Origin of the sequence: Sphingorhabdus sp. EL138, assembly GCF_945890115.1 — a bacterium.
GTDB lineage: Bacteria > Pseudomonadota > Alphaproteobacteria > Sphingomonadales > Sphingomonadaceae > Sphingorhabdus_B.
This window is the reverse complement of record NZ_CAMDCK010000004.1, coordinates 18,718-40,980: the sequence shown is the minus strand read 5'-3', so window position 1 is coordinate 40,980 and position 22,263 is coordinate 18,718. Positions and strand designations below refer to the sequence as shown.

At 56.5% G+C, this 22,263-nt stretch carries 17 protein-coding genes and 1 riboswitch; of the genes, 14 read left to right on the top strand and 3 right to left on the bottom strand.

Going from position 1 to position 22,263, the window contains the following annotated elements; translation table 11 throughout:
- Positions 1-2: 2 nt before the first annotated feature.
- The 14 genes from murB (at position 3) to Q0O07_RS02665 (ending at position 16,462) form a co-directional block, all read left to right on the top strand.
- Positions 3-893 (top strand): UDP-N-acetylmuramate dehydrogenase, encoded by an 891-nt coding sequence (gene murB / locus Q0O07_RS02730; protein ID WP_295490331.1) that lies wholly within the window; start codon positions 3-5, stop codon positions 891-893.
- Entirely contained in the window at positions 890-1,831 is a 942-nt protein-coding gene (locus Q0O07_RS02725) for a D-alanine--D-alanine ligase (RefSeq protein WP_295490065.1), read from the top strand. Before murB ends, Q0O07_RS02725 begins: the two co-directional genes overlap by 4 nt.
- On the top strand, positions 1,831-2,772 hold the full coding sequence (locus tag Q0O07_RS02720; protein ID WP_295490063.1) for a cell division protein FtsQ/DivIB: 942 nt from the start codon (positions 1,831-1,833) through the stop codon (positions 2,770-2,772). The genes Q0O07_RS02725 and Q0O07_RS02720 overlap by 1 nt, the downstream gene beginning before the upstream one ends.
- Complete coding sequence (gene ftsA / locus Q0O07_RS02715) at positions 2,769-4,034, top strand: cell division protein FtsA (RefSeq protein WP_295490061.1); 1,266 nt, start codon at positions 2,769-2,771, stop codon at positions 4,032-4,034. The genes Q0O07_RS02720 and ftsA overlap by 4 nt, the downstream gene beginning before the upstream one ends.
- 104 nt (positions 4,035-4,138) lie before the next feature.
- Complete coding sequence (gene ftsZ / locus Q0O07_RS02710) at positions 4,139-5,626, top strand: cell division protein FtsZ (protein ID WP_295490059.1); 1,488 nt, start codon at positions 4,139-4,141, stop codon at positions 5,624-5,626.
- A 149-nt stretch (positions 5,627-5,775) separates the two neighbouring features.
- Positions 5,776-7,554 (top strand): hypothetical protein, encoded by a 1,779-nt coding sequence (locus Q0O07_RS02705; RefSeq protein WP_295490056.1) that lies wholly within the window; start codon positions 5,776-5,778, stop codon positions 7,552-7,554.
- A 39-nt stretch (positions 7,555-7,593) separates the two neighbouring features.
- On the top strand, positions 7,594-8,745 hold the full coding sequence (locus tag Q0O07_RS02700; protein ID WP_295490054.1) for a deoxyguanosinetriphosphate triphosphohydrolase: 1,152 nt from the start codon (positions 7,594-7,596) through the stop codon (positions 8,743-8,745).
- Positions 8,742-9,398: an NAD-dependent epimerase/dehydratase family protein gene (locus tag Q0O07_RS02695; RefSeq protein ID WP_295490052.1), complete on the top strand. Its 657-nt coding sequence runs from the start codon at positions 8,742-8,744 to the stop codon at positions 9,396-9,398. Before Q0O07_RS02700 ends, Q0O07_RS02695 begins: the two co-directional genes overlap by 4 nt.
- Positions 9,399-9,432: 34 nt before the next feature.
- A riboswitch (glycine riboswitch) is annotated at positions 9,433-9,521 on the top strand.
- Between the two features lie 182 nt (positions 9,522-9,703).
- Positions 9,704-10,852 (top strand): glycine cleavage system aminomethyltransferase GcvT, encoded by a 1,149-nt coding sequence (gcvT, locus tag Q0O07_RS02690; RefSeq protein ID WP_295490049.1) that lies wholly within the window; start codon positions 9,704-9,706, stop codon positions 10,850-10,852.
- Positions 10,849-11,220 (top strand): glycine cleavage system protein GcvH, encoded by a 372-nt coding sequence (gene gcvH / locus Q0O07_RS02685; protein WP_295490047.1) that lies wholly within the window; start codon positions 10,849-10,851, stop codon positions 11,218-11,220. Before gcvT ends, gcvH begins: the two co-directional genes overlap by 4 nt.
- Before the next feature lie 36 nt (positions 11,221-11,256).
- Positions 11,257-12,615: an aminomethyl-transferring glycine dehydrogenase subunit GcvPA gene (gene gcvPA / locus Q0O07_RS02680; RefSeq protein ID WP_295490045.1), complete on the top strand. Its 1,359-nt coding sequence runs from the start codon at positions 11,257-11,259 to the stop codon at positions 12,613-12,615.
- Positions 12,612-14,180 (top strand): aminomethyl-transferring glycine dehydrogenase subunit GcvPB, encoded by a 1,569-nt coding sequence (gene gcvPB / locus Q0O07_RS02675; RefSeq protein WP_295490043.1) that lies wholly within the window; start codon positions 12,612-12,614, stop codon positions 14,178-14,180. Before gcvPA ends, gcvPB begins: the two co-directional genes overlap by 4 nt.
- Positions 14,177-14,806 carry a DUF938 domain-containing protein gene (locus Q0O07_RS02670; protein ID WP_295490040.1) on the top strand — a complete coding sequence of 210 codons (630 nt, stop codon included), beginning with the start codon at positions 14,177-14,179 and terminating at the stop codon, positions 14,804-14,806. Before gcvPB ends, Q0O07_RS02670 begins: the two co-directional genes overlap by 4 nt.
- A 96-nt stretch (positions 14,807-14,902) precedes the next feature.
- Positions 14,903-16,462: a fatty acid--CoA ligase gene (locus tag Q0O07_RS02665; protein ID WP_295490037.1), complete on the top strand. Its 1,560-nt coding sequence runs from the start codon at positions 14,903-14,905 to the stop codon at positions 16,460-16,462.
- Positions 16,463-16,480: 18 nt separating this feature from the next.
- Here Q0O07_RS02665 and Q0O07_RS02660 read toward each other — a convergent pair whose 3' ends face one another.
- The 3 genes from Q0O07_RS02660 to Q0O07_RS02650 all read right to left on the bottom strand — a co-directional run bounded on the left by Q0O07_RS02660 (position 16,481) and on the right by Q0O07_RS02650 (position 22,252).
- Positions 16,481-17,782, bottom strand: coding sequence for a UDP-glucose/GDP-mannose dehydrogenase family protein (locus Q0O07_RS02660; protein WP_295490034.1), 1,302 nt, complete (start codon positions 17,780-17,782; stop codon positions 16,481-16,483).
- Positions 17,783-17,928: 146 nt separating this feature from the next.
- Positions 17,929-19,047, bottom strand: coding sequence for a non-hydrolyzing UDP-N-acetylglucosamine 2-epimerase (gene wecB, locus Q0O07_RS02655; protein ID WP_295490031.1), 1,119 nt, complete (start codon positions 19,045-19,047; stop codon positions 17,929-17,931).
- Between the two features lie 100 nt (positions 19,048-19,147).
- On the bottom strand, positions 19,148-22,252 hold the full coding sequence (locus tag Q0O07_RS02650) for an efflux RND transporter permease subunit (protein ID WP_295490029.1): 3,105 nt from the start codon (positions 22,250-22,252) through the stop codon (positions 19,148-19,150).
- Between the last annotated feature and the right edge of the window lie 11 nt (positions 22,253-22,263).

Genomic DNA, 22,263 nt, shown 5'->3' with positions numbered 1-22,263 from the left:
ACATGCAGCTTCTGCCGCACGTAGAAGGGCGACTGACCCAAGATGCTCCTTTGGCGCCATTGGTGTGGTTCAAATCGGGCGGCAGCGCGGACATATTGTTTGAACCCAAGGACGTTGCCGACCTGCAATCCTTTTTGCGCGAACTTGACGCTGGCACGCCTGTCATGGCGCTTGGTCTGGGTTCGAACCTGATCGTCCGCGATGGCGGTGTCAGGGGCGTTGTCATCCGGTTGGGCAAGGCCTTTGCCAAGGTCATGTGCACAGATGCGGTGACGCTGGCGTGCGGCGCGGGTGCGTCGGGCATATTGGTATCCTCGACCGCGCGGGACAAGGGCATCTCTGGCTTAGAATTTTTGCGCTGTATCCCCGGCACAGTTGGCGGCTTTGTCCGCATGAATGGCGGCGCTTATGGCGGTGAGGTAAAAGACATATTGCGTGATTGCGATGTGGTGATGCGCGACGGGACGCTGGCGACCTTGTCCGTGGATGACCTGCATTACAGCTACCGCCATTCCGAACTGCCCTATGGCGCAATCATTGTGGCCGCACGCTTTCAAGGGCATCCGGGCGAACCCGAAGCGATCCAAGCCGAGATGGACCGGATTAGCGCATCGCGTGAAGCGTCGCAGCCTTTGCGCTCGAAAACCGGCGGGTCGACCTTTAAAAATCCGGACGGACATAAGGCGTGGCAATTGGTCGATGCGGCGGGATGTCGGGGTCTGCAAATTGGCGGCGCGCAGGTGTCCGAAAAGCACACCAATTTTTTGATCAACACCGGTGACGCTTCCAGCGTGGATATTGAAGCGCTTGGCGAAGAGGTCCGCGCCCGCGTATTGGCGCATTCTGGCGTCGATTTAACATGGGAAATCCAGCGCGTGGGTGAAACGAAATGAGCAAGCAAATTCACGTTGCGGTGTTGATGGGCGGATGGTCGAACGAACGACCTGTGTCCTTGATGAGCGGCAATGGTGTGGCCGATGCGCTTGAAAAGCTTGGCTATCAGGTTAGCCGCGTCGACATGGACCGTAATGTAGCACAAGTTCTTGCGGGCCTTCGCCCTGACATTGTGTTCAACGCCTTGCATGGTGTTCCCGGCGAAGATGGTTCGGTGCAGGGCATGCTGGACCTAATGGGCATAGCGTATACGCATAGCGGCATGGTTACGTCGGTTATTGCCATCGACAAGGAATTGACGAAACAGTGCCTCGTACCCGCTGGTATCCCGATGCCGAAAGGCACGATATTGGACAGCGAAAGCCTCTATGCGGCCGACCCGCTGCCGCGTCCTTATGTCCTGAAGCCTATCAATGAAGGCAGCTCGGTGGGCGTCGCAATCGTTACAGAAGGCAGCAATTACGGCAACCCGATTGCGCGCGATACCAAGGGGCCTTGGCTGGAATTTGACCGGTTGCTGGCGGAACCCTTCATCAAAGGCCGCGAGTTGACCGTGGCCGTGCTGGGCGACGCAGCGTTGTGCGTGACCGAGTTGAAGCCCAAGAGCGGCTTTTACGATTTTGATGCCAAATATACAGACGGGTTGACGGAACATATTTGTCCTGCGGAAATCCCTCAGGATATTGCCCAATATATGTTGGACACGGCCCTGCGCGCGCATCAATTGCTTGGTTGCAAGGGCGCCTCACGTACCGATTTCCGTTGGGATGATGAAGCGGGCATGGACGGCATTTTCGTTCTCGAAATCAATACCCAGCCTGGCATGACACCATTGAGCCTTGTACCCGAACAAGCGCGTCATGTCGGCATAAGCTACGAACAGCTTGTGGACATCATCGTCAAAGAGGCACTGATTGTTAAAGGGGCAGTGGCATAATGGCTGGTGTCGCACGCAAAGCGCCCGCAAAACGTCACGCAAAAAGCCCAAGCCCACGGCAAAAGGTGCTGCAAGCGTCGCGAGTCGACATGTTGATGCGGATGCTGCCTTTTTCCGAACGGGAACTGCAGCGCGTTGTTACATGGATCATATTGGCCGCGCTCACGCTGTTGGCCTTGGTCGCTGCCCAATATGCTGGCCTTACCGCCGCTGCCTATCAACAATATGCCGCGCTGGCCGCCAAGGCTGGTTTCCAAGTAAAGCGCGTTCCGGTCACGGGCATGGAGCGCGTGGACCAGTTGAAAGTCTATCAATTGGTGTTCGCCGAAAAAGACCGCGCTATGCCTCTGGTGGATATCGACAAAATACGCGCGGACTTGCTGCAATATGGGTGGATTAAGGATGCCCGCGTTGCGCGGCAGTTGCCCGATACATTGGCAATAGAGATCATTGAGCGCAAGCCTGCCGCGATATGGCAACGGAACGGAAAATATTCGCTGATCGACGCGAATGGCATCGTTCTGGCACATGTCCGCGCGGGTGAAGGCGGCGATTTGCCGATGTTGAACGGCAATGAAGCCAATGCGCATATCGTCGCGCTAAACGTCTTGCTCGACAATGCTTCGGCGTTGAAATCGCAGGTTTCAGGCGCAAGCTGGATAGGTAACCGACGCTGGGACTTGCAGTTCCAATCGGGCGAAACGCTGGCTTTGCCAGAGGGTGAGGCGGAAGCGGCTAAAGCACTGCTGAACTTTGCACGGTTGGACGGTGTCCACCGGTTGCTTGGCCGCGACCTTATCCATTTTGACCTACGCGACCCCAATCGCGCCTATTTCCGCAAAGCACCAAAGGCCGAAGCTGTTAAAGTGGAAAATAAAGAAAGCAAAGAAAACACAGAAAACAACGAAATCACATCAAAAAATAATGGACTAACGGCATGAAAACGGCGCGGGTCGAACGGCTGATTTCGGCGATTGATATCGGTTCCTCGAAAGTGTCCGCGTTAATCGCCCGGCAAACCGAAAATGGCGATCTGCTGGTGCTGGGCACTGGTCAGCGCGAAAGTCGCGGGGTCACCCGTGGCTGCATTGCGGATGTCGAACAGGCCGAGCTGTCTGTCCGCCACGCGGTGGAGCAAGCCGAACGCATTGCGGGCCTCAACATTGACAGGGCTTGGGTCGGTATGTCGTCGGGTGGGCTCGATAGCATGTTGGCACCCGTTGAAATCGAATTGGGCGGCGACCGCATCACGCAAGACGATGTCGACCAACTGCTTCAGGCCGGACGCGCCAATATCCAGACGGGCGGCAAAATTGCCTTGCATATCCAACCTACGCTATATGCGCTTGATGGTGTTGGCGGCGTGGCAAATCCGCTTGGGTTGCACGCAGATAGGCTTGGCGTTGACGTACATGTCATCCTTGCCGACCAATCACCGGTGCGTAACATGGATATGACCGTGCGCTCGGCGCATTTGGATGTTAATTCGCTCGTGGTTGGGCCGGTTGCAACCGGTCTTGCCTGTTTGACGGCCGAAGAGCGGGACCTTGGTGTTGCACTTGTCGAATTTGGCGCAGCAGTAACTAACGTGTCGGTGTTCATTGGCGGGATGCTGGTCGGACTTGAAACCATTCAGAAAGGCGGATCGGACATCACCGATGATATAGCGTCGGTCTTTGGCATTCGCCGTGCGCAGGCGGAGCGGCTGAAATGTTTTCATGGTTCGGCATTGACCAGCCCACGCGATCATCAAGAAGTGCTTGATATCGGTCCTGACGAAAATGGCGTTGAACCCGGCAATCAAGCGCCACGTATCACCAAGGCGCAGTTGAATGCGGTCGTGTGCCAGCGCGTTGACGCTATTGTGACTGAAGTTGCGAAGGCGTTGAAAACGCTTGGCTTTACAGGGCCGTCCGGGCATCAGATTGTCCTGACCGGCGGCGGTGCAGAATTAAAGGGTGCAGCCGAACATATGCAGAGCGCATTAGGCCGCACTGTCCGCATTGGGCGTCCCACCGGACTCATCAGCATTCCCGAAGCGCATTCCGGGCCCGCATTCTCAACGCTCGTCGGGTTGATTCATTATGCGGCATCGGAGCGGATTGAACTGCAATCGGGCTATGATTTGCGCACCGAACATTTGGGCGGATCGATGCCAAGTTTGATTGAACGGCTGAAACGGGCGATTCGTGAGAACTTCTGATAGAAAACTGTGCAAAAGGGTAATTTTCTGGTGTGCGTGTTTCACTTTTGTGTAAAAAGCATGTAAATTTTCGAACGAGCCAGAGAGGCTAAGGGGATAATATTATGAGCATCAATATCGGGCCACCAATGGTTGACGAATTGAAGCCGAAAATTGCCGTGATTGGCATTGGCGGTGCCGGCGGAAATGCCGTTGCCAATATGATAAAAGCAAAGGTTGAAGGCGTCGATTTCCTTGTCGCCAATACCGATGCGCAGGCATTGAACGCCTCGCCTGCGGATTACCGCATTCAGCTTGGACCCGAGATTACGCAAGGTCTTGGCGCTGGTTCGCGCCCTGAGGTCGGACGCGCCGCTGCAGAAGAGACAATTGCGCAAGTGAAGGCGGCTTTGGCTGGTTGCCACATGTGCTTCATCGCGGCTGGCATGGGTGGTGGAACTGGAACCGGTGCTGCTCCAGTCATTGCGCAGGCCGCGCGTGAAATGAACATACTGACCGTTGGCGTGGTCACTAAGCCGTTCCTTTTTGAAGGATCGCGCCGGATGCGCTCGGCAGAATCCGGCATTGCTGAACTGCAACAGCATGTTGACACCCTGATCGTTATTCCGAACCAGAACCTGTTTTTGGTCGCCAACCCGAACACGACGTTTAAAGAGGCATTCTTGCTTGCTGACGAAGTTCTGCAACAGGGCGTTCGCGGTATCACTGACCTGATGGTTATGCCTGGCCTCATCAACCTCGATTTTGCCGATGTGCGGTCTGTCATGCATGAAATGGGCAAGGCGATGATGGGCACTGGCGAAGCCGAAGGCGATGGCCGCGCGCTTGAAGCTGCGGAGAGGGCGATCGCCAACCCGCTGCTCGACGGCGTTTCGATGCAAGGTGCAAAGGGCGTTATCGTGTCGATTACGGGCGGCGATGACATGCGCCTGATGGAAGTTGACGAAGCTGCGAACTATATCCGGGAGCTTGTTGACCCCGATGCCAACATCATCTGGGGATCGGCGTTCAATGAAAATCTGAACGGCAAAATCCGCGTTTCGGTTGTTGCAACCGGTATCGACAATGAAGGCATTGCCGCATCACCAGCAACGCAATCGCGAACGCCATTTCCGGTCAGCCGTCCGGCACCTGAGCCAGTTGCGGCGGCCCCTGCGCCAATACCGCCTTTATTTGAATCCACCAATTCCGCGCCAGTTGAAGAACCAGACGCGATTGCGGAACCAGACGACGACGACAGCTTGGTCCTCGGCAGCGATTTCGAAGCGCCCGACGTGGATGAAGAAGCCATTACGGACGGCAAGGAACAGTCGCCCGGGTCGAGCACCTTTTCCTCTGCATCTTGGGCAGGCGCAGATGCGCTTGAACTGAACACTCCGGAAGATGCAAATGCACCATCGCCTGCACCTGTCGATGTAACGCAGGCGCCTGAGCGTGCGGCACCCCGCATTCCGACAGGTGCCACGTTGTTTGAACGTATGTCGAACCTGTCACGCGGTCTTTCCCGGTCCGATGATGACGATGTCAAGGGCCAAGATGGCGCGAGCAGCAACGGTGTTCCGCGTTTTCTCGATAGGCAGAACAACTCCTAAGGTCAGGACCACTTAAATTAAGTGGTCCTGACTCTAAGCTGCGTGCGCAGCGCAGTGTCATTTCGTCCGCTTTAGGCAACCGTTTGTCGGAGCATTGCGTAAACATGCTTTGCGTCCGGCCATCGACATTCCAATAAGGGCGAATGAATGTGACAATGTTACGTGGTGCAGGGATATTCTGTGCGCTCGCTTTTTCATCCGGCGTGTTCGCGCAAGCCGTTGATGAAAGCGCGCTTGAGGCGCTGGATCAGGCAACGCCTGCTGTACCCATAAGTTCGGAGCCCGCTGGTGCAGTCGAGTTGCGTGCAGCCATGCGCCGGATATCTTTTAATCCTTCTGATGCTGATGCCATGGCCGATGCTGGCAATGCGTCGCTTGCCTTGGGCGACGCTAACGCCGCTTTGAACTTCTTCACGCGTGCCAATGCGCTTCGCCCCGGGAACAGCCGCATCGTGTCAGGTTTGGCGACGGCGACCGTGCGCACTGAAAATCCGTTTGAAGCACTGCGTTTGTTTGATCAAGCCGTCCGCCTTGGCGCGAGTGAGCGTTCAATTGCGCTGGACCGTGCATTAGCTTTCGACCTGTTGGGTAATTTTGGCCGTGCGCAGCAGGACTATAAATTGGCGCGAACAGCGTCCATCTCGGACGACCTCATTATTCGCCAAGCGGTATCCTTGTCTTTAGCGGGACAAAAAGAGCCCGCTGATGCGATGCTGCTACCGCTGCTGCAACGCAACAGTGCCACTGCATGGCGTGCCCGGGCGTTCATGCTGGCGGCCCGAGGAGACTTGCGTGAATCGTCGAAAGTTGCACAAGGGTTTATGGATGCAAGTTCGGCGCTGCGTATGGAAGGTTTTTTCCGGCTGATGCCTTCGCTGACGCCTGCGCAGAAGGCAGCGGCAATCCATTTGGGGCATTTCCCGACGCGTCAATCGGTCGGGCGTGACAGTGAACAAGTCCGGCGCATTGCATCGGCGCTGCCGCAGGTGCCCGTCGTTTCCGGCGATAATCGCCTTATTCCATCTGGCGCTGCGCTTGGACCAAAATCTACGCCTGCGCGCGACAGCAAAAATACGCCGAAGCCGGATATTAAACGTGACCGAAAGGCGCAGGATCGGACGGAAATTCAGACGGTAGTTGCCAATATTCCCGAAGCACAAAAGCTGGCCAGGGCAGACACATCCCGCCCAAGCACGGCCACCGCGCGTTCCAAGACCGAGGACACGCAAACCTCCCGGATTGCGGGTGTGAGCAACAATGCGCTGCCGGTGCCTGAAACTGCGCGCTCATTGGTCAGTGCAGCATTGCCAAGGCCGGCAAGCACGCTGACGCCTGCGCCTACTTTGCCCGATGCTATTACGCCAGTAATAACCCAAAGCAGCGGGTCAATACAGGAGGCACTCCCTCTATCGCAGGCCGCCGCGATAGCCTCGCAAACGCCTGAAACCGTGCCTGCGCTGCCAGTTGGTTCCTCCAGCTTTAATCTGAGCGCAATTGTGGAGGCCATTGATATTCCGGAGAGCGAACAACAGCCTTCGCAAGTTCCAGTCGATTTGAAAAAATTGAAACCACAGGCACCCAAGGCGACGGCAGAGCCAGTCAAGGTTGCCAAGGTTGACCCCAAGATTGCGGCCAAAGCCAAAGCCGAAAAGGACCATCCTGCGCGCTACTGGGTGCAGATTGCGACAGGAAACGCCAATGCCCTTGGCTTTGATTATCGCAAACTCATCAAGACATATTCGGCTTTGCTCAAATCCCGAAGCCCATACACGTCCGAATGGGGCAGGACGGACCGGCTGTTGGTTGGTCCGTTTCCTGACCTGAAAGCGGCGAAGAAATGGGAAGGCGACTATAAAAACGCCGGTGGTGACGCGTTTATGTGGAAAAGCCAGATTGGCGAGGTCGTTAATCCGTTGAAAACAAAATAGTGGCTTCCGGTTCGCGGCACTTGGCGGCATAAGCGCGGCATGTCGCACCTTGCCCCTTATGCTTCCTTTCCTGACCGTAGCAGAGGTCGGCTGCATGCCGAACCGTCAAGCGATGTGCGCGGACCACGCGATATTTTTCAGCGGGACCGTGACCGTATCATTCATTCGATCGCGTTTCGCCGCCTGCGTCACAAGACGCAGGTTTTTATCTCCCCCGATGGGGACCATTTTCGTGTCCGCCTGACCCACAGTCTGGAGGTAGCGCAAATTGGCCGGACAATTGCCCGCGCGCTGGGCTTGAATGAGGATTTGACCGAGGCCTTGTGTCTGGCCCATGATATTGGCCATCCGCCCTTCGGCCATGCGGGCGAGGATGCGCTTGAAGAGGCGATGAAGCCCTTTGGCGGGTTCGACCATAATGCGCAGACGCTGCGTACATTGACGCTGCTGGAATCGCCTTATCCGTCATGGCCGGGCTTGAACTTAAGCTGGGAACTGCTGGAGGGGCTCGCCAAACATAATGGTCCAGTGGCCAATCCCGGTTGGGCCTTGGCCGATGTGAACGCAGGGTTTGACTTAAATCTGACCGATTGGCCTTCGTTGGAGGCGCAGGTCGCGGCGATCAGCGACGATATCGCGTATGACAATCATGATATTGACGATGGCATCCGGGCAGGGCTGCTCGACATGGAGCAATTGCTTGAGTTGCCATTTGTGGCGGAACGTTGGGAAGCGATATTGGCGCGCTATCCGGACGTGCGGCCACGCCGCTTGATCGGCGAACTGACTCGTGAGCAGATTGGTGTGATGGTCAATGATGTGATTGAATCGACGCGCGCGCGAATCCACGAATTGGGTATCAAAGATGCAGAGGATGTGCGCCAAGCCGGCGCGATGATCGGCGGATTTTCGCCAGACATGGCAGCGCGTGAGCGGCAGCTTAAAAAATTCATGTATCAAAAGCTATACCATCACCCCACGCAGACTGCAGCGGCGGTGGAGGCATCGAACATCGTGCGCGAATTGTTTGTGATCTATCGCAGCGATGTCGGACTATTGTCGCCCGAATGGCAGGAGAATCTACCCCAGCAAGAACCCGCGCGCAGCCGCCATATCGGTGACTTTCTGGCGGGGATGACCGATCGTTACGCCACCGACCGGCACCGCGAACACTGCGGGAACGCGGCGTGAAGTCGAAAATCATCATATCTGGTGGGTCGGGCTTGGTTGGCAAGCAAGTCGCGGATCAGATGGCGCGCACCGGATATGAGGTCCATTTGGTGTCGCGTCGACCGTCCGCGCAATCAACACCCAATGTGCATGAACATGTCGCGCCGAGCGATGACTGGCCAGCGATTGTCGCAAGCATCAAGCCTGCCGTTGCCATTTCCTGCTTGGGAACCACGATACGTACCGCAGGGTCGCGTGCGGCTTTCCGGGCCGTCGATCATGACCTTGTGCTTGCCTTTGCTGAGGCGAGCCATAAAGCTGGAACACAGCATTTTATAACTGTCTCGTCGGTAGGCACGATACCCGCCAGCAGCAATTTCTACCTTCGAACCAAGGCCGAGATGGAGCAGGGGCTTTGTGACATTGGCTTTCAACGCCTTGATATCATGCGCCCAAGCCTGCTGACGGGTGGCAAGCGCGACGCGCACCGTCCGGGTGAGGCATTAGGGATTTTATTGTCGCCTTTGGCCGATAGGCTGATGATCGGATCGATGCGGAAATATGCCTCCACGCCATCCCATATATTGGCACAGGCCATCGCGGCGTTGGCAGATAGGCCCGACGAAGGTGTTTTTATCCACGAAAATGATTCCATCCGCGCGCTCGCGGGTTGACTCTGCAAAATGCTAACGCCAATAGAACAGAGTCGCTGACGAAGCGGGAGAGCGTCCCTTATAGGGACCGCCGAAGGAGCAACCGCCCCGGAATCTCTCAGGCAAAAGGACCGCTTCGGCTTTTGCGACACTCTGGAAAGCGCGTGTCTTGGCCGTTTGCCAAAATACGCCACCGAAGGTGTAACCTGCCATATGTGTCATGAAGGGCGCATATCGCAGATAAAGCTCTCAGGTATCCGTGACAGAGGGGGCAGCAGACTTGGCGCTATCCGGCGTCGGTTGCTGCAACTCTTGAACGGACTGATATGAGCGAAGAAGACGAATTCGAACTCGAACCCATCGAAATATTGGAACTGCCGCTCGACGCTTGGCACCGCGACAAGGGCGCGCGCATGGTCGAATTTGCGGGCTATCATATGCCGATCCAATATGAAGGCATTATGGCTGAACATATTTGGACCCGCGAAAATGCTGGTTTGTTCGACGTTAGCCATATGGGGCAGTTGATGCTGACCGGCGACGGTGCCGCTGAAGCGCTTGAGGCGCTGGTCCCCGGCGATATCTCCGCACTGAAAGAAGGCAAAATGCGCTATTCCCTCTTGCTAGCCGAAGATGGCGGCGTGCTGGACGATATGATGATTACGGCGGTTCCCATGGGTCTGTATGTCGTCGTCAATGGCGCGGTGAAGTGGGACGATATGGGCTATCTGCGCGAATATCTGCCCGACGAAATCACCATCAACAATATGGAAGACCGCGCATTATTGGCGCTGCAAGGGCCCAAGGCGGTCGATGCGTTGAAGCGCGTCGTGCCGGGCGTGGACGCGCTATATTTTATGGAGGCGGGTTCCTTCTTCTGGGGGCCCAAAACCGACCCTGAGCCGCTTTGGATCAGCCGTTCTGGTTACACGGGCGAGGATGGCTTTGAAATCTCCGTTCCGGCCACGCATGCACAAAAACTGGCAGACCAGTTGTGCGCGCAGCCAGAGGTCAAGCCCATTGGTCTTGGCGCACGCGATTCTCTGCGGCTTGAGGCTGGCTTGCCGCTCTACGGTCATGACATGAACCCCGAATTGGAGCCGGTTGAGGCCAATGCTGCCTTTGCCATCTCCAAACGCCGCCGCGCCGAGGGTGGCTTTGCTGGGTCTGATCGTATCCTGAACGCGCTTGCCAACGGCCCCGTACGCAAGCTGGTCGGCCTGTCGGTCGACGGCAAAATGCCGGTCCGTGAAGGCGCACCGATTTTCGCAGGCGAAGCGCAAGTGGGCGTCATTACCTCTGGCGGCTTTGGCCCAAGCGTCGGCGCGCCCATTGCTATGGGCTATGTCGATGCAGCCCATAACGCCGTCGGCACCGCACTTGAGGCCGAAGTGCGCGGCAAACGCGTGTCTGTCACGGTCGCAAGCCTACCTTTCATCCCACATCATTATCATCGCAAAGGAGCAAACACATGACCCGTTATTTCACCGAAGATCATGAGTGGATCGACGTTGACGGCGACAGTGCAACCGTCGGCATCACGCATTATGCGCAAAGCCAATTGGGCGACATCGTCTTTGCGGAAGTTCCTGCGGCAGGTGCAACGCTTAACAAAGGCGGCGATGCAGCGGTTGTGGAATCGGTGAAGGCGGCGTCCGACGTCTATGCGCCCGTGAGCGGTACAGTCCTTGAAGGCAATGACGCGCTGGAAGGCGATCCGGCGCTCGTCAACAGTGATCCCGAAGGGGAAGGTTGGTTTTTCAAACTGACCTTAAGCGATAGCAGCGAACTCGACAGCCTCATGGATGCCGCCGCATATCAGGCATTTGTTGACGGACTTTAAGACAATCCGCTCGCGACGCGGGCTATGGAGATTGACATGCGTTATTTACCGCTAACCCCATCCGACCGGCAAGCGATGCTCGGCGTCATTGGGGCAAAATCGATTGATGATCTGTTCTGTGATGTTCCTGCGCAAGCGCGCCTGGATGGGCCTATCCGTGGCCTGCCCAATCATGCCAGCGAAATGGCGGTGGAACGGCATTTTTCCGAACTTGCGCGCCAAAATATGACCGCGTCGCATCATCCATTCTTCTTGGGCGCAGGGGCGTATAAGCATCATGTGCCCGCGAGCGTTGACCATATCATCCAGCGCGGCGAGTTCCTGACGGCTTACACCCCCTATCAGCCGGAAATCGCGCAGGGCACGTTGCAAATGCTGTTTGAATTCCAGACGCAGGTTGCGCGCCTGTTTGGGTGCGATGTCGCCAATGCGTCGATGTATGACGGCTCAACCGCCTGTTGGGAAGCGATCGGCATGGCTGGCCGCATTACCAAGCGGACAAAGGCATTGCTGTCTTCAGGGCTGCACCCGCATTATGTCAGCGTGGCCAAGACCATGGCGCAATATACAGGCGATACGCTGGACACAAGTTTGCCGGAACTGTCCGCACAGACCGACAGCGCCCGTTTGCTGGCCGCCATTGACGGCGAGACAAGCTGCGTCGTGGTGCAATATCCCGACATATTGGGCCGGATCGAAGACCTGTCCGCCATCGCCGCCAAGGCGCATGAACATGGCGCATTGCTGATCGCAGTTGTGACCGAACCCGTTGCCTTGGGTGCGATTAAGGCGCCCGGAGACATGGGCGCGGACATTGTGGTGGGTGAGGGGCAGTCGCTTGGCGTCGGCCTACAATTTGGTGGGCCTTATGTTGGCCTGTTTGCGTGCAAAGAAAAATTCGTTCGCCAAATGCCCGGTCGCTTATGCGGGGAGACTGTCGACGCTGAAGGCAAGCGTGGCTTTGTTCTGACGCTGTCGACGCGTGAACAGCATATTCGCCGTGAAAAGGCGACGTCCAATATCTGCACAAATTCCGGCCTTTGTGCCTTGGCTTTCAGTGTGCATCTGACGTTGTTGGGCGAAAAGGGTCTACGCGGATTAGCGCAGTTGAACCACGCGCTCGCGGTGCAGGCGGCCGATCGGCTGAGCCAAATCGCTGGCGTTGAATTGGTCAATGACAGCTTCTTCAACGAATTCACGTTGAAGCTACCTACAGACGCGCGACCCGTTGTGCGCGCATTGGCCGACCGCAAGATCCTTGGTGGTGTATCGCTCGGGCGACTTTACCCTGGCGCTGCTGCATTGCGTAACGGCCTGCTGGTGGCCGTCACGGAGACAGCTACCCAAGAGGATGTCGAAACATTCGCCGCCGCATTGCAGGAGATTTTGGCATGAACAGCATCAACCAGAGCGGATGGAAGCCCGAAATGGGCAATGCCGGCGACACCGCCCCTGCAACCTACACAGGGAATAAGGCGTTGATGCTGGAAGAGGCGTTGATCTTCGAGATTGGCACCGCCGGAACAACGGGCGTTGATCTGGCTGATGCACCGCAGGTCGCCGCGCGTCTCGGCAATCTGGAAAGGCACCGCGACATTGGCCTGCCTGGCCTGTCGGAGCCTGAGACGGTCCGCCATTATACGCGCCTCAGTCGTCAGAATTACGCGATTGATCTGGGTTTCTTCCCGCTGGGAAGCTGCACAATGAAGCACAATCCGCGCCTGAATGAAAAGGTCGCGCGCATGGCTGGCTTTGCCGATGTCCATCCGTTGCAGCCAGTCGAGACCGTCCAAGGTGCCCTAGCCGTCATTCACGAACTGGCGCATTGGCTGATTACATTGACGGGCATGAAGGCCGTGGCGATGTCGCCCAAGGCAGGGGCGCATGGCGAATTGTGCGGCATCCTTGCCATTCGTGCGGCGTTGACCGCGCGCGGTGATGCGCGTTCGGTGATCCTCTGCCCCGAAAGCGCGCATGGCACCAACCCAGCGACGGCGGCCTTTGCGGGTTATGCGGTGGAGAATATCCCCGCGACATCGGAAGGGCGCGTTGATCTGGCTGCGTTGAAGGCGCGGCTTGGTCCTGATATTGCAGGTGTCATGATCACCAACCCCAACACCTGCGGTCTTTTCGAGCGGGATATGCGCGAAATTTCGGACGCGGTGCATGCGGCCGGTGGCTATGTCTATTGCGACGGCGCGAACTTCAACGCCATTGTGGGGCGCGTCCGCCCCGGCGATTTGGGCGTCGATGCCATGCACATCAACCTGCACAAGACATTCTCCACGCCACATGGCGGCGGCGGGCCGGGTTCCGGACCAGTGGTCTTGTCCGAAGCATTGGCCCCTTATGCGCCCTTGCCCTTCGTCACGCAGGATAACGATCAGTATCGGTTGGTCGAAGAAGAAACGGCGAATGCATGCCATCCGGACAGCTTTGGCCGCATGGTCGCCTTTCACGGTCAAATGGGCATGTTTACCCGCGCTTTGTCCTACATCATGTCGCATGGCGCAGATGGGCTGCGCCAAGTGGCGGAAGATGCCGTGTTGAACGCCAATTATATCTTGCGCAGCTTACAAGATGTGCTTGAAGCGCCATTTGCGCACAGCGGCCCTTGCATGCATGAGGCACTGTTCAGCGATAACGGCATGGCAGAAGGCTTCTCCACGCTCGACATTGCAAAGGGCCTGATCGACGAAGGCTATCACCCGATGACGGTGTATTTCCCGCTTGTCGTCCATGGCGCGATGTTGGTGGAACCGACCGAGACCGAGAGCAAGGCGACGCTGGACCAATTTATCGGTGCACTGCGCAATGTTGCGGGGCGGGCCAAGGCAGGTGATCCGTCGCTCAAGTCCGCGCCGCATCATGCGCCACGTCGCCGTCTGGATGAAACCCAAGCTGCGCGCAAGCCCGTGTTGGTTTGGCGCGAGCCCGAACAGGCGGTTGCGGCAGAATGAGTGGACCGCAGCCGTTTGTTTTTGAAGCTGGCGCGGAGGTAAAACGGCACGCGCCAGCGACGGAGCGCAACCGAGATGTGATTGCGGAAACCTTGGTGCGTGTGCTTCCGGCAGAAGGCCTTGTGTTGGAAGTGGCGAGCGGGACAGGCGAGCATGCCGTGCATTTTGCAAAGCTGTTTCCCGCACTGACTTGGCAGCCAAGCGACCCGGACCCCATCGCGCTTGCGTCGATCAACGCATGGCGTGCGGATTCCAACGTACCGAATATGCGGCCCGCAATGCTGCTGGATGCGTCGGCAGATTGGCCGATAGCGCAGGCGGACGCGGTCGTCTGCATCAACATGACGCATATCAGTCCTTGGGCAGCCACCGTTGGTCTACTACGCAACGTCGCGCGCCTTTTGCCGCCGTCTGCCGTGCTTTTCATTTACGGACCCTACAACCAATATGACGTCCCGCTGGCGGAGAGCAATGCCGCCTTTGATGCGTCGTTGCGGCAACAAAATGCCGAATGGGGCCTGCGCTATGTCGAGGATATTGCAGAAGAAGCCCACAAATTTGGGTTACGCCTTGATCCAGTCATAGCCATGCCCGCGAACAATCTGTCGCTGATTTTCCGCGCTTAGCGGTGGGTAAATCACAATATTGACAGGCCGCCATAATGTCACGACACATTGCATCAGGCCTCTGCGAAAAAATGGCCAGTGCTAGGAGAGAATGATATGGCCGTTGCCAGCTACGACATACTGAGCTTTGATGGTTTTTTAGCGCACTGGGCGGTGGAACGGCCGGACTGGGCGGCGCTTTCGCAAGAGGACCACCATTTCACTTATGGCCAGTTGGAGGAGCGCACCGCGAAAATCGTCGCGATGCTGCTTGGGTTAGGGCTGAAAAAGGGCGACCGGATTGCCTGGATTGGCAAAAATAGCGATTTATACTTTGCGCTTTTTTACGGCGCCGCGCGGCTTGGTGTCGTGACGGTGCCCGTGGGATGGCGTCTTGCGCCTGCCGAATGGGCCTATATCGCCAAAGACACCGGCGCACGCATACTCTTTGCGGGGCAGGGGTTTGAGGCGGGTGTGCACGCACTGGCCAACGACTTGGCTGGTGTTGATCGGGTGATCGCTGAGGAAGAAGCGCGCGATATGATTGACGCGACGGCCCGCACCGCGTTTGAACCTGCTGGCCCTGATGACGCGGTGCTGCAACTCTACACCTCCGGGACAACGGGTAATCCCAAAGGAGCGGTGCTTTCCAACCGGAACTTGTTCGCGCTACGCAAAAATGCGGCTGAAGAGGCGCATGCCTATAGCAAATGGGAAGATGATGAGGTCGTTCTGATCGCCATGCCCTGCGCGCATATTGGCGGAACGGGGCTTGGCATCATGGCCATGGCGTCAGGTCTGCCCGCGCTCGTACAGGCGGAGTTCGCGCCAGATTCCGTCTTTGATGCTATTGAAAAGGGCGGGGCAACGCGGCTTTTCATCGTTCCTGCCGCTTTGCAGATGATGGTCAACCACCCGCGCTGCCGCAACGTAGATTATAGCCGTCTTAAATACATCCTCTACGGCGCAGCGCCCATTCCGCTTGAACTTCTGCGTCAGTGCATGGACGTATTCAGCGCCGAATTTATTCAGGTCTATGGTATGACGGAAACCACAGGCACCATCTGCATGTTGCCGCCCGAGGATCATGATCCCAATGGCAACCAACGCATGCGTTCGGCCGGTAAGCCTCTGCCTGGCGTCGAATTGCGTGTGGTGGATGGTTCAGGGAACGATGTTCCGGTGGGTGAAGTGGGTGAGATTTGGACGCGGTCGTCCAACAATATGATCGGCTATTGGAACTTACCCGACGCCACAAAAGGCACTGTTGCCGATGGTGGCTGGATTAAGACCGGTGATGCTGGATATCTGGATGAGGACGGATATATGTATATCCACGACCGCGTAAAAGACATGATCATCACGGGCGGCGAAAATGTCTATCCCGCTGAAGTCGAAAGCGCGATTTACGGACATCCTGACATATTGGAGGTCGCAGTGATTGGCGTGCCGGACGCCAAATGGGGCGAAGCGGTGAAGGCGGTATGCGTTCCCAAACCCGGCGCACAGATTGATGCCGAAAGCGTCATTGGTTGGGCGCGCGAACGCATTGCAGGCTTTAAGGTGCCACGTTCCGTTGACATCATTGCCGCTTTGCCGCGCAATGCGTCAGGCAAAATCCTACGCAAGGACCTACGCGCGCCATATTGGGCTGGTTTTGAGCGGCAGGTAAACTGAAGCACCGCGAGTGTTATATCAGCGCCCGACGCTGACATACTGAAACCCTGCTGCGGCTGCATCTTCAGGGCGGTAGATGTTACGCAAATCTACAAGTACATCGCCCGCCATGGCTGCGTGTAGTTTTTTGAGGTCAAGTGCGCGATAGGCGTCCCATTCGGTGATCAAGGCAACGGCGTGCGCACCTTGCGCCGCGTTGTAGGCGCTATCAGTCATCACCACATCAGGCAGGATCTTCGCGGCTTCCTCCATACCTTCGGGGTCATGCGCGTGGACGATTGCGCCTGCGTCAAGCAGGGTCTGTACAATCGCAATCGACGGCGCATCGCGCATATCGTCTGTGTTTGGCTTAAACGTCAGGCCAAGCAGGCCAATCTTCAGGCCGCGCACATCGCCACCCAGCGCCGTGATGATTTTGCGTCCCATAGCGCGCTTTCTAAGGTCATTTGCCTGCACCACAGCCTCAACCACCCGAACGGGTGTTTCATGGTCTTGCGCGGTCTTGAGAAGCGCCAAAGTGTCCTTTGGAAAGCAGCTGCCGCCATAGCCGGGGCCGGCATGCAGAAACTTCGACCCGATGCGGTTATCGAGGCCGATACCGCGCGACACGTCTTGCACATTCGCACCCAGTTTTTCACAGAGATCGGCCATTTCATTGATGAAGGTAATCTTTGTCGCCAAAAATGCGTTGGCGGCATATTTGATCAACTCCGACGAACGGCGGCTGGTGAATAATAAGGGCGATTCGTTGAGGAAGAGCGGACGGTACACAGCGCGCATGACATCGCGAGCCCATTCGACATCGCTGCCGACGACAATACGGTCTGGGCGCTTAAAGTCGCCAATCGCGGCGCCTTCGCGTAAGAATTCGGGGTTGGACACAACAGCGAAGTCGAGCTTGGGGCTGGTTTCGCGGATGATCCGCTCAACCTCGTCACCAGTGCCTACTGGAACGGTCGATTTTGTGACAACAACGGTGCGCGGATCGATCGCGCGTGCCAATTCTTCGGCAGCAGCATAGACATAGCTCAAGTCCGCATGGCCATCACCACGACGTGAAGGCGTGCCCACGGCGATGAAAACCGCATCGCACCCTTTGACCGCTTCGGTAACATCCGTTGAAAAGCTTAACCGGCCTGCATCGACATTGGATTTGACAAGCGCGTCAAGGCCAGGTTCGTAAATCGGCATAATGTTGGCGTGCAGGCGGGCGATTTTGGACTCGTCCTTGTCCACGCAGACAACTTCATGGCCGAAATCGGCAAAGCACGCACCAGAAACAAGGCCGACATAGCCCGAACCGATCATAGCAATTTTCATCAATTGTCTCTCTTAAAGGCGGCATCCGAATGTGTGCGCCATATGATGTTATCCGCAAAGGGACAAGCCTTGGGACACTCGGTTCCGGGGCCATGCTGGAAAAATTAACAAAATCTCAGCGTTGGCTTGACACCTTAGGGTTTTTGTCAACGCGCGTTCGAGATGATATCTGCTATTCGCTGGCTCGCATGCCCATCGCCAAAGGAATATCGCCCACGGGCCATCGCGGCATAAGCGGCGTCATCGTCCAGAAGAGCCGAAATTTCGCGAATGATCCGCTGTGTATCTGTCCCGATGAGCTTCGCTATGCCTGTGGCGACGCTTTCGGGGCGTTCGGTGGTCTCGCGCAGGACCAATACGGGTTTGCCAAGCGCGGGCGCCTCCTCCTGAACGCCGCCGCTGTCGGTCAGCATGATATGGCTGATGGACAAAAGCCGTGCAAAGTTGGGATAATCCAGCGGTTCAATCATGGCGACATTGGGTAAGTTCCCCAAAGTGGCATTCATGACTGCACGGACTTTCGGGTTCAAATGGACAGGAAAAATACAGGCCACATCGTCACGCAGGGCAATGGCTTTTATTGCAGCCGCGATGTTCACCATGCCCGTACCAAGATTCTCTCGGCGGTGGGCGGTAATTCCGATGATTTTACGACCGCGAAAACGCGCCTCCAGCGGGGCAAGGCTGCTAATGAGCGACGGATCGTGGGCGATTTTCCTCAAAACCCAATGCAGCGCATCAATCACGGTGTTGCCAGTGACAAAGACTCGATCGGCGGGAATGGATTCTGCGCGGAGAGCGGCTGCGGACATCTCGGTCGGGGCAAAATGCTGATCGGCAATATTGCCGATGATCTTCCGATTCACCTCTTCCGGCCATGGCTGGTAAATATCATGGCTGCGCAATCCCGCCTCAATGTGGCTCACTGGAATTTTGCGATGATAAGCGGCTAGCGCGCCGACCATAGCTGTTAAGGTATCGCCCTGAACGATGACGCGATCTGGCTTCGCGCTGTCCAGAACCACCCCAATTGTTTGCAGCAGGCGCGCCGTGAGCGTGTCGAGTGATTGTTCCGGGCGCATGACATCAAGGTCATAATCCGGCACGATGCCGCTGATCGATAGCACTTGGTCCAGCATGTGCCGATGTTGCCCGCTGACCAGAATTTGGGTATGCATATCTGCATATTGCGACAGCGCGCTTATCACGGGGAAAAGCTTAACGGCCTCGGGCCGCGTTCCGAAAATTACCAAATTCTTGTACATCTGCGGTCCCTGCATTTTTGGCCTGCACTAGGATCGTAGATATAAATAACATATTAAAAAGTAACGTAAATTTATAAAAAATCTTTTTCCGCACCGCAGACTAAGACAATGGCGCTTCTTGCGTTTTCATTTCCTGGTCCAAACGGCGTGATGTCGCCTCGGGGGAGCCGGTATATTTGGCCAGCCGCGCATAAATCAGGGGAATAAGCACGAGCGTGATGAGCGTAGCAAGCGTCACGCCAAAGACGATCACTACACCAATGGCCGACCGCGCCGCTCCGCCTGCACCGCCAGCAATCGCTAATGGAATAGCGCCGAATACGGTGGCGATGGATGTCATCAGTATTGGCCGCAAACGCCGGGCAGAAGCTTGCTGAATGGCCTCGAGAATTTCTAAGCCCTCATCGCGCAACTGGTTGGCAAATTCGACGATTAAGATGCCGTTCTTCGCTGCCAAGCCGACCAGCATCACAATGCCAATCTGGCTATACAGGTTCAACGTCATTCCAGTGAGGGCAAGACCAATGATGCCACCCCCGACCGCCAATGGTACCGTCATGATGATGGTGACTGGGTGAACGAAGCTTTCAAACTGCGCTGCGAGCACGAGATACACGAGAAGGATGGTCAGTAAGAATACAAGCATGATTGAACCGCCTGTTTCTTTGAAGGCCTGACTTTCACCGCGATATCCAACCGCCAGAACCTCTGGGGATGCAGCGGCTTGCTCTTCCAAAAAGGCCAAAGCCTCACCCATGGAATAACCCGGCGCCAGCCCGCCCTGGAGCGTGATGGCGCGCAACTTGTTGAAGCGACCCAAATCCCGCGCGCCTGCGGTCTCGGTGTATTTTATGAGATTGGCGAGCGACACCAATGATCCGTCACGCGTCCGAAGCTGGATTGCAGCAAGATTTTGGGCAGTGGCGCGATCCGCTGCATCCGCTTGCACGATGACGCGATATTCTTCGCCGCGATCCACATAGGTCGACACCCGGCGCGAACCCAAAAGCGTTTGTAGCGCCTGGCTAACCTCCGCCACTGATATGCCAAGGTCGCCTGCGCGTGCAGTATCGACCTGAATTTCCATTTGGGGTTTGGTTTCCTTATAATCGGAATCCATATTCACGAGACCGGGATTTTCGCTTGCTGCGACCAATATGCGGTCGCGTGCAATACTCAGCGATTCATAGGTTGAGCCTGCAATAACGAAGTTTACCGGCTGACCACGCCCGCGTCCGATGGAGGAGCGTACCGAAGCATTGCCGCGAACCGCAGGTAACTCGGCTAGGATTTTGTTGATCTGCGCGACCACATCTTCGGTTTTTTCCGTGCGTTCTTCCCATGGTTTCAAAAAGACGAGGAACGTCCCGCTGTTGAAATCATCACTTGGTCCAAATCCGCTAGGCGTTCGCTGGACGACGGACCGCACAGTTCCTTTTTCGATCAGCTTCACAATCGGCTCAGACGCCTGAAGCATATATTTGTCCATAGTTTCGTAACCAGTGCCCTCAGACGCGGAAACACTTACGTTCAGATTGCCGACATCCTCGGCTGGCGCCAGTTCGGACTGTAATGTTGTAAACAGAAATCCGGCGAACAGAAGAAATCCAAGCACGCCTAGCGAGGCGACTAAAGGCCTTGCGATAACCCGCGAAAGCAGATTGGCATAACGCTTCTCAAGCCTCTGGAACTTGTCATCTACCCATTGTGCAACCCGTCCACGATCTTGTTTCTTCAAAAGCTTTGAACACAACATCGGCGTAAGGCTCAAGGCGATAAAACCCGAAAAGGCGACGGCAGCAATCATCGCACCTGCCAATTCGCGGAACAGCAAGCCCGTCTGGCCAGCCAAGAACATGACGGGCACAAACACCGCGCAGACAACAACGGTGGTGGAAACGACGGCAAACGCCACTTGCCGCGTTCCGGTTACCGCCGCGACCAAGGGCGGCTCACCTTTTTCAATGCGGTGATAGACGTTTTCAAGCACAACAATGGCGTCATCGACAACAAGGCCAATGGCCAGCACCATTGCCAATAGCGTCAGCAAGTTGATTGAGAATCCGAGGAACCAGAGGACTGCAAAAGTTGCGAGCAAGCAAATGGGCACCGTTACAGCAGGGATAATAGTCGCGCGCCAACTGCCCAAAAACAGGAAGATCACTAAGACAACCAGCGCGGCTGCTTCTGCTAAGGTGACCCACACGCTGCTGATCGCCTTGCTGATGAACAAGGAATCATCCGAGCCTACAGTGATCGTCATGCCCTGTGGCAGCGAAGGCTTTATTTGCGCGGCAAGTGCTTTAGCGCTTTCCGCCACGGCCAGCGTGTTCGCGCCAGATTGGCGGACGATACCCATGCCCAAGGCGGACTCACCATTGAGGCGAAACGCTGCATAAGGATTTTCCGCACCCGTTTCGACCCGCGCCACATCACCCAGTCGGATAAGCGACCCATCCGCGCCCCGCGTGACAATCAACTGGCGAAATTCGGCTTCATTACCAAAGGGGCGGCTCACCCGCAGCGTGATATTTTGATCGGTCGATTCAAGCCGCCCAGCGGGAAGTTCAACATTTTGGCTGCGCAAGGCATTTTCAATGTCTATCGGTGTCAGGCCCAAAGCCGCCAAGCGATCCGGCTGGAGCCAGATACGCATAGAAGGTCTTGCTTCACCGCCGATAAACACACGAGCTACCCCGTCTATGGACGAAAAGCGATCAACCAAATTGCGGTCAACATAGTCGCTGAGTTCAAGCCGCGACCAACCGGGTTTCGACACGACGAGAAACAGGATTGGCGACGCGTCCGCATCGACCTTGCGCACTTCGGGTGGCAGCACTTCTTCGGGCAAATCGTCCGCAGCCCCGCCGACACGATCACGGACATCATTGGCGGCGCTGTCTACTGAACGGCCTGGCGCAAATTCGATGGTAATGTCCGACTGCCCATCGCGTGAGCGCGACGTGATCGTCTGAATCCCTTCAATACCGGCAAGTGAATTTTCGAGGACTTGCGTGACGCGGGATTCAACGACAGTGGCGGCTGCGCCAGTGTAGGTTGTCCCGACAGACACGATTGGCGGTTCCGTGTCCGGATATTCCCGGACGGGCAGACTTAAAAACCCGACAACGCCGACGAGCACCATTAAAATCGCAATGACGGCTGCGAATACGGGTCTGCGGACGGAGGTATCGGAAAGCTTCATATCAGACGAAC